Annotated in this window: 9 protein-coding genes, 1 tRNA gene and 2 riboswitches; of the genes, 2 read left to right on the top strand and 8 right to left on the bottom strand. The window is 68.5% G+C overall.

Annotated features, from left to right (window positions below; translation table 11 throughout):
* Positions 1–15: 15 nt before the first annotated feature.
* The 7 genes from ACVK00_RS27345 to ACVK00_RS27375 all read right to left on the bottom strand — a co-directional run bounded on the left by ACVK00_RS27345 (position 16) and on the right by ACVK00_RS27375 (position 8,957).
* Positions 16–1,152 carry an alginate lyase family protein gene (locus ACVK00_RS27345; protein ID WP_284899273.1) on the bottom strand — a complete coding sequence of 379 codons (1,137 nt, stop codon included), beginning with the start codon at positions 1,150–1,152 and terminating at the stop codon, positions 16–18.
* 152 nt (positions 1,153–1,304) lie between these two features.
* Complete coding sequence (gene gcvP, locus ACVK00_RS27350) at positions 1,305–4,232, bottom strand: aminomethyl-transferring glycine dehydrogenase (protein ID WP_284899272.1); 2,928 nt, start codon at positions 4,230–4,232, stop codon at positions 1,305–1,307.
* Between the two features lie 61 nt (positions 4,233–4,293).
* Positions 4,294–4,674 carry a glycine cleavage system protein GcvH gene (gene gcvH / locus ACVK00_RS27355; protein WP_284899271.1) on the bottom strand — a complete coding sequence of 127 codons (381 nt, stop codon included), beginning with the start codon at positions 4,672–4,674 and terminating at the stop codon, positions 4,294–4,296.
* A gap of 114 nt (positions 4,675–4,788) precedes the next feature.
* Positions 4,789–5,907 carry a glycine cleavage system aminomethyltransferase GcvT gene (gene gcvT, locus ACVK00_RS27360; RefSeq protein WP_175708606.1) on the bottom strand — a complete coding sequence of 373 codons (1,119 nt, stop codon included), beginning with the start codon at positions 5,905–5,907 and terminating at the stop codon, positions 4,789–4,791.
* Between the two features lie 84 nt (positions 5,908–5,991).
* A riboswitch (glycine riboswitch) is annotated at positions 5,992–6,125 on the bottom strand.
* A 32-nt stretch (positions 6,126–6,157) separates the two neighbouring features.
* A riboswitch (glycine riboswitch) is annotated at positions 6,158–6,261 on the bottom strand.
* Between the two features lie 102 nt (positions 6,262–6,363).
* Positions 6,364–6,732 carry a hypothetical protein gene (locus tag ACVK00_RS27365; RefSeq protein WP_166725855.1) on the bottom strand — a complete coding sequence of 123 codons (369 nt, stop codon included), beginning with the start codon at positions 6,730–6,732 and terminating at the stop codon, positions 6,364–6,366.
* A gap of 224 nt (positions 6,733–6,956) precedes the next feature.
* Entirely contained in the window at positions 6,957–8,009 is a 1,053-nt protein-coding gene (locus ACVK00_RS27370) for an oxidoreductase (RefSeq protein ID WP_228906429.1), read from the bottom strand.
* Between the two features lie 225 nt (positions 8,010–8,234).
* Positions 8,235–8,957 (bottom strand): SGNH/GDSL hydrolase family protein, encoded by a 723-nt coding sequence (locus ACVK00_RS27375; RefSeq protein WP_284899270.1) that lies wholly within the window; start codon positions 8,955–8,957, stop codon positions 8,235–8,237.
* A 279-nt stretch (positions 8,958–9,236) separates the two neighbouring features.
* On the opposite strand from ACVK00_RS27375, the gene ACVK00_RS27380 reads away from it, so the two are divergent.
* Positions 9,237–11,324, top strand: coding sequence for a UvrD-helicase domain-containing protein (locus ACVK00_RS27380; protein ID WP_175661365.1), 2,088 nt, complete (start codon positions 9,237–9,239; stop codon positions 11,322–11,324).
* 88 nt (positions 11,325–11,412) lie between these two features.
* On the opposite strand, the gene ACVK00_RS27385 is transcribed toward ACVK00_RS27380, so the two are convergent.
* The gene (locus ACVK00_RS27385) at positions 11,413–12,312 is read right to left on the bottom strand and encodes a c-type cytochrome (RefSeq protein WP_354122890.1); all 900 of its coding nucleotides are present in this window, start codon (positions 12,310–12,312) and stop codon (positions 11,413–11,415) included.
* A 252-nt stretch (positions 12,313–12,564) separates the two neighbouring features.
* Between ACVK00_RS27385 and ACVK00_RS27390 the strand changes: the two genes are divergently transcribed.
* Positions 12,565–12,640, top strand: a tRNA-Arg gene (locus ACVK00_RS27390).
* The last annotated feature ends 225 nt before the right edge of the window (positions 12,641–12,865 follow it).

Here is a 12,865-nt window from a genome sequence, read left to right on the forward strand (position 1 = left end):
GCTTTGAGAATGATGCTAGCGCGCCTGCAATGGCAGGCACGCGGCCAGCCATGCGGGCGGCATGACGGATAACTGCCGCGCGACACGGGCATAGCGCCCGTCGAGCCGCGCGGCCAGATGAAAGAGTTCGGTGGCGTTTTTCGGGTCCCACTGCCCCGTGTAGCCCGGCAAGCCGGCTTCGCGGCGCTTCGCGTCGAACGGCACCGGCGAATTCACGAATTCCTCGTGGGTCTTCTCGCCGAGCGCGTACGGCACGAGCCAGTCGAGCGCGGCCGCGAGCGTCGCGCCGTTCGCGCCGCGCTCGCGCAGCCAGTTGCGGTTGAAGCGGCGCGCGGCGAGCGCGGCCGTCACCAGCGGCTGCAGGTCGTACACCGCGTAGTGCAGCGCATCGCGTTCGTCGAAATCCCAGGTCTTGCCGTCCGGACCGATGTTGTCGGCGAGATGCTCGACGAACAGCCGCTGCGCGGCGTTCATCATCTTGCGGTCGCCGAGCGTGAACGCGGACAGCGCGATCAGCTTGATCCGGTGGCTCTGCCAGTTGTTGCGCCACGTGCCGGTGAGCGGGCGCTTCTGCGCGTCGATCTGCGCGACATAGCCGGCGCCCAGCTTCGCGATGAACGCCGCGGTTGCGTTGCGCGTCTTGACCGGCAGCGCGCTCGCCGTCATGTCGTACGCGACGATCAGGCTGTCGAAGCGCGTCTCGTCGATCGGGTTGAAGCTCGGCTGGTAGGTCGCCACCCACGAGGACAGGAAGCGGTCGACGAGCTGCAGGTAGCGCGGCGCATTCGTCACGCGCCACGCGAGCGCCGCGTCGCGCATCAGCTCCATGTCCTTCAGCGCGTCGGCGCTCTGGTCGTAGATGCCTTCGTGCGGCAGCGTGCCCTCGGTGTGCACGCGCGGCATCGCCTTCGGTTGCTCGCCGATGCGCGCGTCGACGCTGCGGATCAACGCCTGCACACCCGGCTCGGCTTGTATCGTCTCGCTCGCCTGCAAGGCGGGCGCCGCGCAGAAATTCATCGCCGCGCGCGCGCTGCCGGCCGTGCCGAGGCCGACGGTGACGAACGACAGCGACGCGACGAGCAGCGGCACGAAGCGGCGCGTGCGCGGCCGCTCCTGCGTTGCACCCTGGCCCGGAAACATCGGACGCACCATGCGGAACTCCTTGATTGGCTGGATCGCGTGTGATGTTAGCCGGATTGGCGGGCAAGCGTGAATCGATTGGCCGGGCGATGAACGCAAAAACCGCACGCAACCGATGGTTGCGTGCGGTGTGGTCACGATCGGACTCCGGCGCGCGGCAGGCGTTATGCGTATTCCGACATCGGCACGCACGAGCAGAACAGGTTGCGGTCGCCGTAAGCGTTGTCCGCACGGCCGACCGGCGGCCAGTACTTGTTCGTGCCGAGCGATGCGACCGGGTACGCGGCCTGCTCGCGCGAGTACGCGTGCGGCCACTCGTTCGCGGTGACGACGGCGGCCGTATGCGGCGCGTGACGCAGCGGGTTGTCCTCGCGATCGGCGCGGCCTTCCTCGACCGCGCGGATTTCCTCGCGAATCGCGATCATCGCGGCGATGAAGCGGTCGAGTTCTTCCTGCGATTCCGATTCGGTCGGCTCGACCATCAGCGTGCCCGGCACCGGGAAGCTCATCGTCGGCGCGTGGAAGCCGTAGTCCATCAGGCGCTTGGCGACGTCGTCGACGCTGATGCCGCTCGTTTCCTTGATCGGGCGCAGGTCGAGAATGCACTCGTGCGCGACCAGCCCGCCCGGGCCCGAATACAGCACCGGGTAGTGCGGCGCGAGGCGCTTCGCGATGTAGTTCGCGTTGAGGATCGCGATCTCGGTGGCGGCGGTCAGGTTCTTCGCGCCCATCATCGCGATGTACATCCACGAGATCGGCAGGATCGATGCCGAGCCGTACGGCGCGGCCGACACCGCGCCGATGCCGTTTTCTTCGCGCGTGTAGCCGGTCGAACGCTGGTTCGGCAGGAATTTCGCGAGGTGCGCGCCGACCGCGACCGGGCCGACGCCCGGGCCGCCACCGCCGTGCGGGATGCAGAAGGTCTTGTGCAGGTTCAGGTGCGACACGTCGCCGCCGAACTGGCCCGGCGCGGTCAGGCCGACCATCGCGTTCATGTTCGCGCCGTCGACGTACACCTGGCCGCCGTGCGCATGGACGATCTCGCAGATCTCGCGCACGTTCTGCTCGAACACGCCGTGCGTCGACGGATACGTGATCATGATCGCCGCGAGGTCGTTCGCGTGCTGCTCGGCCTTCGCCTTGAGATCAGCGATGTCGACGTTGCCCTGCGCGTCGCATGCGACGACCACGACCTTCATGCCGGCCATGTGTGCGGAGGCCGGGTTCGTGCCGTGCGCGGAGGCCGGGATCAGGCACACGTCGCGATGCGCTTCGCCGCGCGATGCGTGGTACGCGTGGATGATCAGCAGGCCCGCGTACTCGCCCTGCGAGCCGGCGTTCGGCTGCAGCGACACGGCCGCGTAGCCGGTGGCCGCGACGAGCATCTGCTCGAGCTGGTCGATCATCTCGCGGTAGCCGACGGTCTGCTCGGCCGGCGCGAACGGGTGGATCCTGCCGAACTCGGGCCACGTGACCGGCAGCATTTCCGACGTCGCGTTCAGCTTCATCGTGCACGAGCCGAGCGGGATCATCGAGCGGTCGAGCGCGAGATCCTTGTCCGACAGGCTGCGCAGGTAGCGCAGCATTTCGGTTTCGGAATGGTGGCGGTTGAACACGTGGTGCGTCAGGTACGCGCTCGTGCGCTCGAGGCCGGCCGGCAGCGCGGCGACGCCGGCGAGGCCCGCGTCCAGCGCGTCGACGGACGGCGCGGTGCCGCCCGCGGCCTGTGCGAACACGGCGAGGAGAGCGGCGAGGTCGTCGCGGGTCGTCGTTTCGTCGATCGACACGCCGACTTGCGTGTCGCTCACGCGGCGCAGGTTGATGCGCGCGGCCTTCGCGAATTCGTGGACCTGTGCGGTGCGCGCGCCGGTGTCGATCGTCAGCGTGTCGAAGAACGTGTCGTTGACGGGCGCGAAGCCGAGCTGCTTCACGCCGGCGGCGAACAGCGCCGCGATGCGGTTCACGCGCAGCGCGATCGTCTTCAGGCCGTGCGGGCCGTGGTAGACCGCGTACATGCTCGCCATGATCGCGAGCAGCGCTTGCGCGGTACACACGTTCGACGTCGCCTTCTCGCGGCGGATGTGCTGTTCGCGCGTCTGCAGCGCGAGGCGCAGCGCGGGCTTGCCCTGCGCGTCGACGGTCACGCCGACGAGGCGGCCCGGCATCTGGCGCTTGAATTCGTCACGCACCGCGAGATACGCGGCGTGCGGGCCGCCGAAGCCCATCGGCACGCCGAAGCGCTGCGTGTTGCCGATCGCGACGTCCGCGCCCCATTCGCCGGGCGGCGTCAGCACGGTCAGCGCGAGCAGGTCGGCCGCGACGACGACATGGCCGCCGGCCGCGTGGATCGCTTCGGTGAGCGCGCGGTAGTCGCGCACGTCGCCGTTGACGCCCGGATATTGCAGCAGCACGCCGAACGCGTTGGCCTGCGCGGCGTCGGCTGCCGGGCCCGTCTTGACTTCGATGCCGATCGGCAGCGCGCGCGTGCGGATCACTTCGAGCGTCTGCGGCAGCACGTCGTCGGCGACGTAGAACACGTTCGACGCCGGCTTGCCGGTGCGCTGCAGCAGCGTCATCGCTTCGGCCGCGGCGGTGGCTTCATCCAGCAGCGATGCGTTCGAGATCGCGAGGCCCGTGAGGTCGGCGACCATCTGCTGGAAGTTCAGGAGCGCCTCGAGGCGACCCTGGGAAATTTCGGGCTGGTACGGCGTGTAGGCCGTGTACCACGCCGGGTTTTCGAGCACGTTGCGCAGGATCACGGCCGGCGTGTGCGTGTCGTGATAGCCCTGGCCGATATAAGAGCGGAACACCTGGTTCTTGTCCGCGAGGGCACGCAGCGCGGCGAGGGCTTCGGCCTCGCTCTTCGGTTGCGCGAACGGGCCGAGCGGCAGCGTTTCAGCGCGGCGGATCGAGGCCGGGATCACGGCGTCGATCAGGGCGGCGCGCGACGCGAAGCCGAGCGTGTCGAGCATGGCCTGCTGGCTGGCGGCATCGGGGCCGATGTGGCGTTCTGCGAACGCGTCATGCGTTTCGAGCGCGGCGAGCGAGAGGGGCGTGCGGTTCATCAGACGGTCCGGGTGTTCGAGCTTCATGGCGTGACTCTGGTCCCGCGCGGGCCGGCTGGCCGGCCGCACGCGGTTCGGGTAAGGAAAATTAGTCGATCAGCTTGCTGTATGCGTCGGCGTCGATCAGCTTGTCGGTCGATGCGCCGTCCGCGAGCTTGATCTTGAAGAGCCACACGGCGTATGCGTCGCTGTTCACTTCTTCCGGCGAGTCGGCGGCTTCTTCGTTGATGGCGATGATCTCGCCGGACACCGGCGAGTAGATGTCGGATGCCGCCTTCACCGATTCGACGACGCCGACTGCGTCGCCTGCGTTCACCGACTTGCCGACTGCCGGCAGCTCGAGGAAGACGATGTCGCCGAGCGTGCTCTGCGCGTGATCGGTGATGCCGACCGTCAGCGTGCCGTCGGCTTCGGTGCGGATCCACTCGTGTTCGTCGGTGTACTTCAGATCGGCCGGGACGTTGCTCATCGGATGCTCCTGGATAAAAGGTATGTTCGTTATGCTGGCGCGCCGCCGGGGCGCGCCGGATGGGGTTGCGCCGGGCGCCATTTCCCGGCTTGCCGGGAGGCGGGCCCCCGGTCGTTACGCAGCGAGGACCTTGCCGTTGCGCACGAACGGCAGTTTTACCACGCGCGCGGGAAGTTGCTTGTCTCGAATCTGCACATGTATGGTGTCGCCGACGTGGACCGCCGCTGGCACGCGTGCGAACGCGATCGATTCCTGCATCGACGGCGAGAATGTGCCGCTCGTGATCTCGCCTTCGCCGTGCGGCGTGACGACCTTCTGGTGTGCGCGCAGCACGCCGCCCGCCTTGCCGTTTTCCTTTTGCAGGATCAGGCCGACGAACGCGGCGCGCGTGCCGTCGCGCTCGAGCGCGGCGCGGCCGACGAAGTCGCGTGGTGCCGACAGGTCGACCGTCCAAGCGAGGCCCGCGTCGAGCGGGGACACGGTCTCGTCCATGTCCTGGCCGTACAGGTTCATGCCGGCCTCGAGGCGCAGCGTGTCGCGCGCGCCGAGCCCGCACGGGCGCACGCCGTTTTGCTGCAGCGCGGTCCACAGCGCTTCGACGTGCACGGCCGGGACGATCACTTCGAAGCCGTCTTCGCCGGTGTAGCCGGTGCGCGCGATGGTGAGCTCGCCGAACGGCGTGCCGGCGACCCGTGCGGCGTTGAACGGCTTCAGTTCGCTGGTGGCGGCGCGTGCGGCGGGCACCGTCGTCCAGACCTTTTCACGGGCGTTCGGGCCCTGCACGGCGACGATCGCGAAATCGCGGCGCGGCGCGATGGTCAGACCGTAGCCGCCTTGTTCGTTGAGCTGGTTGAACCACGCGATGTCCTTCTCGGCCGTGCCGGCGTTGACGACGACGCGGAAGAAGTCTTCGGTGAAGTAATAGACGATCAGGTCGTCGATGACGCCGCCCTGCGGATTGAGCAGGCACGAGTAGAGCGCCTTGCCGGGGGTCTTGAGCTTGCCGACGTTGTTCGCGATCGCGTGCTCGAAGAACGCGCGCACGCGGCTGCCGGTGAAATCGACGACGCACATGTGCGACACGTCGAACATGCCGGCGTCGGTGCGCACGGCTTCGTGTTCTTCGATCTGCGAGCCGTAGTTGACGGGCATGTCCCAGCCGCCGAAGTCAACCATGCGGGCATTGAGCGCGCGATGCGCGGCGTTGAGCGGGGTGTGATTCAGTGCAGTCATCGAGGCCTCAGGCAAGGCGCTTGCGCGCGGGTCAGAACGGCCATGTGCCGGCCGCCGCGGCCGTGAGCCTGCGAGCGATCCGGTACATGCCCCTCTGTCCTCGATACCTGAGAGATTGCGTTGCGGCCGTGAGCCTGCGAACGCGCGCCCCTTCGGTGGGCAGCTTGCCCGCGCCGCATGGGCGCAACGGGCTACTGCCGCTCTCCAGAGTGCGGGGAGTGCGGCCCGCGCAATGCGCGGACGGGATTCCCCGACGCGGTCGGTCCTTTTGCCTGAGAGTTTGCGGGTGTGCCCCTTCGGCGGCGCGACCGGCGTTCCAAACTACGCGGTCACACGCTCTCCCGACGCGTGCGGGCGACTGTACGCGAGCGGGTGGGCATTGTCAATTTGAGCAAAAGAATGTCGCTTCGCGACAAGCGGCGGCGTGGGGCGCCGCCGCTTTTGCCGGCGCCGGCGTCACTCGCCGATCGCGCGTGCGGCCGTGTCGAGTTCCTGGTTCAGCACGCGCTGCTCGTCGCCGGACAGGCCGCCGTTGTGCTGGGTCGACATGTCGTTCGCTTCCTGGCGGATCACGTCGAGGCGATGGTGCAGCTGCGCACCGTACGGCGGCGGGTAGTAGCCGCCGTTGACGCGCGTGTCGATCCGGCGGTGCAGGTTGTCGATCCGGCCCTGGACCTCCTGCATGCGGTCGTTCGCGACGACCTGCGGATTCGGTCGCGGGGCAGGCGGCGGCGCCTGCCGGACCGGCCGCTGCGGCTGCACGACACACGCGGCGAGCGAGGAAACCAGGACGCAGCATGCCGCTGCGCGAATCAACCGTTGCATCACATTCTCCTGACGGTTTGGAGTCGGATCGACTTTTTGAGAAACGCGTCAGACCGGGCGACCGCTGACTTTCGTTCCCGCACCATTTGTAACGGAATGTTCGGGACAGCGGCGCCGTGGGGGCTGACGCATGGCCGCAGCCGGCGTGCGGCGCGGCGCGGAATGGCGCGGGATGCGCGGAATGGCGGCTGCGGCCGGGTTGGCGCTGACCCGGCCGGCGGCCGTCAGACGGCGCGGCGCACGAATGGTACCCGACGGCCTTCGTGCTCGCTCTGCGCGGCAAGCTCGATGATCGTCATCACGTCGACCGCGTCCTGCGGCGTGACCGGGAACGGTGCGCCGTCGTGGACCGACGCGGCGAGCGCGCGATAGAACTCCGCATACTGGCCGTCGAGCGTCGGCACCGGCCGCTCGACCTCGACCTCGCCTTCGAGCGTGCGCAGCGCGCCGGGCGGGTTGCCGCCGCCGAACTCGACGTGATCGGGCGTGAGGCCGGCCTTCAACTGGTCTTCCTGCGTGTCGAGCCCGAACTTCTGGTAGCTGCCGCGCGTGCCGTGCAGCGTGAAGCGCGCGGGCTCGATCGCCGACAGCGCGCTCGCGTGCAGCGCGACGTCCTTGTCCGGATAGCCGAGCAGCAGGTGCACGAAATCGGGCGCCGTGCCGTTGTCGCGGCGCGTCTTGACCGTCGCGCTGACCGTGTCCGGCAGTCCGAACAGCGCGAGCGCCTGGTCGATCAGATGCGGGCCGAGGTCGAGCAGCAGGCCGCCGCCGCGTGCGGGCTCCTCGCGCCAGCGCGTGCGCGGGGTCGGCCGGAAACGATCGAAGTGCGACGCGAAATACGTCAGCCGGCCGAGTTCGCCGGATTCGACGATGCGGCGCACGGTGAGGAAGTCGCCGTCCCAGCGGCGGTTGTGGAACGGCGCGAACAGGCGGCTACGCGCGTTCGCGAGCCGCGCGAGCGCGAGCGCCTCGTCGGCCGTGAGCGTGACCGGCTTGTCGACGACGACGTGACGGCCGGCTTCGAGTACCTGGCGCGCGAGCGTGAAGTGCGTGTCGTTCGGCGTGGCGATCACCACGCAGTCGATGTCGTCGAGGCCGAGCAGCGTATCGAGATCGGGGACGATGCGCGCGCCCGGATACGCGGCGCGTGCGCGATCGGGCTGCCCCGTCGCGATCGCGGCGACCTCGGTGCGGCCGCTCGTGGCGATCACGGGCGCGTGGAACGTCGCGCCGGCGAAACCGAAACCCATCAAACCAATCCTGAGCAATGACGACATGGCAATCCCTGGCTGCATACGAAACGAAAGGATGGCGCGCCGTGGCGGCGCGTGGACGACCGACTATTTTGGCATGGCGCGGCGGCACGCACCGACGCGTTCGGCAAAACGCACGGCGGGAGGCGGCGCATGCGCGGTCACGGCGGGCGTTTGGCGCGGCTCCGGAAGGTATCGCGCGCGGTTGGCCGTGCCGTCGGCGGCATGTGGGCGCCGGCCGGCAGCCCGTCAGCGTGCAGCGTGATCCGGCGCCCGCTGCCGCGGCATGGCGTCGGCCACTTGCGCTGCCCACGTGGCGCACGCGGCCGCGCCCGGATGAAAGCCGTCGGCCGCCATCAGATGGCGTTCGAGCGGCAGCGCGACGCGCAGGAACGTGCAGTTCGGCTGGGTCGCGGCCCAGTCGGCGAGCGCGGCATTGAGCCGCTTCGCGCGCAGCCCGAGATACCACGCGAGCGGCTGCGGCAGCGCCGGAAAGCGCTCCATCGGCGGCACCGCCGACAGGATCACGTGCCCGACCTGGAAGCGCGCGGCGAGCAGCCGCACGAGTTCGGCCTGCTGCGCCTGCCAGCGGGCCGGCGGCACGCCGCCCGTCACGTCGTTGACGCCGAGCGAGGTCACGGCCACGTCGAACGGCTCGGCCGGCTCGGTCGCGAGCCAGTCGACGAGCTCCCGCGTGGTCAGGCCGGTGCGCGCGAGCAGCTTCCAGCCGACCCGGTGGGTGGCTGCAAGCGTGCGCGCCAGCTGCCCGGACAGCGCGTCGTGCTGCGATGCGACGCCGACGCCCGCGGCGGCCGAATCGCCGACCACCAGCACGCGCAGCGGCGGGCCGTCGCCGGCCACGCCATCGCGCGGGCCGGCCGCCTCGGGCAGCCGTGGCGTGACGCGGCGCACGTGGCGCCCCTGGAGGAACAGCAGCGGGCCGAGGGCGGCGGTGGCGAACGGGTATCCCATGAAGTCGATCCGGTGACGAGGCTGGCGGGCCCGGCGCGCAGGCGCGCCGACATGCGTCCATTGTGGCCGATCGGGCCGCGGCTGGGGCCGGATTGGCCGATCGGACAGGGGACGAAACGGCAGCCTGCCTGCGCGGCCCCCGTCCGGCGGGGCTCCCGAAAAGTGCGCCGCCGACGTGTTAACATGCGCGTCCTGCCCGTGTGTCCGCCTGCATTCCAGGCTTGCCGCGCGCGGCATCCTCCCGGCGTTCCGCCGTCAACCGCAACATCATCCGCCATCATGTCCGCAGGCCTCAACCCCGCTCAGAACGAAGCGGTGCGCTACCTCGACGGTCCCTGCCTCGTGCTCGCCGGCGCGGGCAGCGGCAAGACCCGCGTGATCACGCAGAAGATCGCGCACCTGATCGAAGCGAAAGGCTTCGAGCCGCGCCACATCGCGGCCGTCACGTTCACGAACAAGGCAGCCGCCGAAATGCGCGAGCGCGTGTCGAAGCTGCTGGAGGGCAAGACGCTCACCACGCCCGGCAAGGAAGGCCGCAAGGTGCCCGTCAACCAGCTCACCGTGTGCACGTTCCACTCGCTCGGCGTGCAGATCCTGCGTCAGGAAGCCGAGCACGTCGGCCTGAAGCCGCAGTTCTCGATCATGGATTCGGACGACTGCTTCGGGATGATCCAGGAGCAGATCGGCACCACCGACAAGGGCCTGATCCGCAAGATCCAGAGCACCATCTCGCTGTGGAAGAACGGCCTGATCATGCCCGATGAGGCGATGACGATCGCGGCCAACGAGGACGAGCACCAGGCGGCGCTGGTCTACCGCAACTACGTCGCGACGCTGCATGCGTACCAGGCGGTCGACTTCGACGACCTGATCCGCCTGCCGGCCGAGCTGTTCGCGAAGAACGAACAGGTGCGCGACCGCTGGCAGAACAAGCTGCGCTATCTGCTGATCGACGAATACCAGGACACCAACGCGTGCCAGTACGAGCTGCTGAAGCAGCTCGCCGGCCCGCGCGCCGCGTTCACGGCGGTGGGCGACGACGACCAGGCGATCTACGGCTGGCGCGGCGCGACGCTCGAAAACCTCGCGCAGCTCGGCAAGGATTTCCCGAAGCTGCACCTGGTCAAGCTCGAGCAGAACTACCGGTCGACGGTGCGCATTCTCACCGCCGCGAACAACGTGATCGCGAACAATCCGAAACTGTTCGAGAAGAAGCTGTGGTCCGAGCACGGGATGGGCGATTCGATCACCGTCACGCCGTGCAACGACGAGGAGCACGAAGCCGAATCGGTCGTGTTCCGGCTGTCCGCGCACAAGTTCGAGCGGCGCGCGCAGTTCCGCGACTACGCGATCCTGTATCGCGGCAACTTCCAGGCGCGGATCTTCGAGCAGGTGCTGCGGCGCGAGCGGATCCCGTACGTGCTGTCGGGCGGCCAGTCGTTCTTCGACAAGGCCGAGATCAAGGATTTGTGCGCGTACCTGCGCCTGATCGCGAACGCCGACGACGATCCCGCGTTCATCCGCGCGGTCACGACGCCGCGCCGCGGGATCGGCAACACGACGCTCGAGGCGCTCGGCTCGTTCGCGGGCCAGGCCAAGGTGTCGCTGTTCGAGGCCGTGTACATGGGCGGGATCGAGGCGCGGCTGTCCGCGCGGCAGGTCGAGCCGCTGCGCATGTTCTGCGACTTCATCCAGCGCCTGACCGATCGCGCGGACAAGGAGCCCGCGACCGTCGTGCTCGACGACATGATGGAGGCCATCCACTACGAGGCCTACCTGTACGACGCGTTTGACGAGCGGCAGGCGCAATCGAAGTGGCAGAACGTGCTCGAATTCCTCGAGTGGCTGAAGCGCAAGGGCACGAAGCCCGAGACGGAAGCCGTCGACGGCGAGGCGGAAGGGTTCCACAACGCGGACGGGCTCGCCGATACCGGCAAGAACCTGCTCGGCCTGATCCAGACCGTCGCGCTGATGTCGATGCTGGAAGGCAAGGACGAGGATCCGGACGCCGTGCGGCTGTCGACCGTCCATGCATCGAAGGGCCTCGAGTACCCGCACGTGTTCCTGGTCGGCGTCGAGGAAGGCATCATGCCGCACCGTGGCGGCAGCGAGGACGACGGCCCGATCGACAGCGAGCGGATCGAGGAGGAGCGCCGGCTGATGTACGTCGCGATCACGCGCGCGCAGCGCAGCCTGCATCTGAACTGGTGCAAGAAGCGCAAGCGGGCGCGCGAGACGGTCGTGTGCGAGCCGTCGCGCTTCATCCCCGAGATGGGGCTCGATGAAGCGCCGCCGCCGACGCCGGAGGAAGCGCCGATGACGCCGAAGGACCGGCTCGCGAGCCTGAAGGCGTTGTTGCAGAAGTGATGTGCGCGCTGGCCTTCGTTTCGGCCTCGGCAAAACAAAACCCCCGCGATGCGCGTGCGCCGCGGGGGTTTTTTCTGGCCGGCAGGCGTTACTTTGCCGCGTTGACCATGTAATCGACGGCCGCCTTCACGTCGGCATCGGACGCGCTCGACCCGCCCTTCGGCGGCATCGCGCCCTTGCCGTGCAGCGCGTAGTTGTAGACGGTATCCATCGACTCCTTCAGGCGCGGCGCCCAGTCGTCCTTGCTGGCGAACTTCGGCGCGCCGAGCACGCCGGCCGCGTGACACGCCTGGCACACCTGCGTGTACAGCGCCTTGCCGGCTGATGCGGCGTCGGCGCTGGTCGGTGCGGCCGCGGGCTTTTCGCCGGCCTTAGGAATCGCGGCGATCGCGGCCATCGCGGCGGCGGCTTGCGCGTTCGATGCGTCGGCGCCCGATGCGCCTGCCGCACCCGCCGCGCCGCTCGCTGCCGGCGCCGCATTGGCGGCCGGGGCAGCCGGCTCGGGGAAGTTCGCGCCGTCGTTGTTCGCCATGTAGACGATCGCACGCGCGATTTCATAGTCGCTGACGTCGTCGGGGCTCGTGCCGCCGCGCGGCGGCATCGCGCCCTTGCCCGACAGCGCTGTCTTCAGCAGCGTGTCGAAGCCTTGCGAGATGCGCGGCGCCCAGTCGTCCTTGTTGCCGAACTTCGGCGCGCCGGCGGCGCCCGTGCCGTGACAGGTCACGCACACGGCCTTGTAGACTGCCTCGCCGGTCTTGTACGTACGGGGCGCATTGGCGTCCTTCACGTCGACCTTCGCGATCGGTGCGATGCGCGCGGCGACCTGTTCGTCGGAGAGCGCGTCCGTGCCTGCGCCCGCACGGAACGCATGGTTGGCATAGGTGGCAAACAGGACGATCACGGCGATCGGAATCGCGAATGATGCGATGACAACGGCAATCAGCTGCCCGGGAGTTTTGACGGGAGATTCGTGGGGTGCTTCGCTCATGCTTGCCTCGTCTCCATTAATAGGAATTGTGAGCGCGGTGCAACGGCAAAATGGCAGTCCAATGAAGCACGGACGATTATAGACGGAACGTTTACATCACGGCGAGCGGTGCGAAGGCGCGTGTTTACCCGGACGAAAGGGGGGCGGGTGGGGATTCGGGCGGGCACGGTGGACGCGTCATGGGAAACCGGGTATCCTTGCCGTCTTGCCAATGGTGGGCGGCCGGTTTATGGGGTCGTTTCACTGTCACACGCGCCCGTAGCTCAATGGATAGAGTACTGCCCTCCGAAGGCAGGGGTTGCTGGTTCGATCCCAGCCGGGCGCGCCAAATGGCCTGATTCCAGGCACCGATTTTCCCGATCCGTTTTCCCGAATTCGCTGAAGCGCTGAATTGCACAATCGGCCGAATCCCTGTGGCTTCCGATGTCGCGTCGTCTCGTTGGCACCGTGGCATCTCGGCATCCGCCGGCCGTTTCCCGCGCCGGTTCGCTGCCGCGCCGTTATGCGAGAATCCCCCGCAACGACAACTCCAAGCGTCGATCGCGGCGGCCGT

It is taken from the genome of Burkholderia sp. PvR073 (assembly GCF_054055695.1).

What these genes read in the sequence shown, in the direction of transcription:
- ACVK00_RS27365 (WP_166725855.1), bottom strand. Translation starts at nt 6,732, where the DNA reads ATGCAACGGTTGATTCGCGCAGCGGCATGCTGCGTCCTGGTTTCCTCG.
- ACVK00_RS27345 (WP_284899273.1), bottom strand. Translation starts at nt 1,152, where the DNA reads ATGGTGCGTCCGATGTTTCCGGGCCAGGGTGCAACGCAGGAGCGGCCG.
- ACVK00_RS27375 (WP_284899270.1), bottom strand. Translation starts at nt 8,957, where the DNA reads ATGGGATACCCGTTCGCCACCGCCGCCCTCGGCCCGCTGCTGTTCCTC.
- ACVK00_RS27380 (WP_175661365.1), top strand. Translation starts at nt 9,237, where the DNA reads ATGTCCGCAGGCCTCAACCCCGCTCAGAACGAAGCGGTGCGCTACCTC.
- gcvH (WP_284899271.1), bottom strand. Translation starts at nt 4,674, where the DNA reads ATGAGCAACGTCCCGGCCGATCTGAAGTACACCGACGAACACGAGTGG.
- gcvP (WP_284899272.1), bottom strand. Translation starts at nt 4,232, where the DNA reads ATGAAGCTCGAACACCCGGACCGTCTGATGAACCGCACGCCCCTCTCG.
- ACVK00_RS27370 (WP_228906429.1), bottom strand. Translation starts at nt 8,009, where the DNA reads ATGTCGTCATTGCTCAGGATTGGTTTGATGGGTTTCGGTTTCGCCGGC.
- ACVK00_RS27385 (WP_354122890.1), bottom strand. Translation starts at nt 12,312, where the DNA reads ATGAGCGAAGCACCCCACGAATCTCCCGTCAAAACTCCCGGGCAGCTG.
- gcvT (WP_175708606.1), bottom strand. Translation starts at nt 5,907, where the DNA reads ATGACTGCACTGAATCACACCCCGCTCAACGCCGCGCATCGCGCGCTC.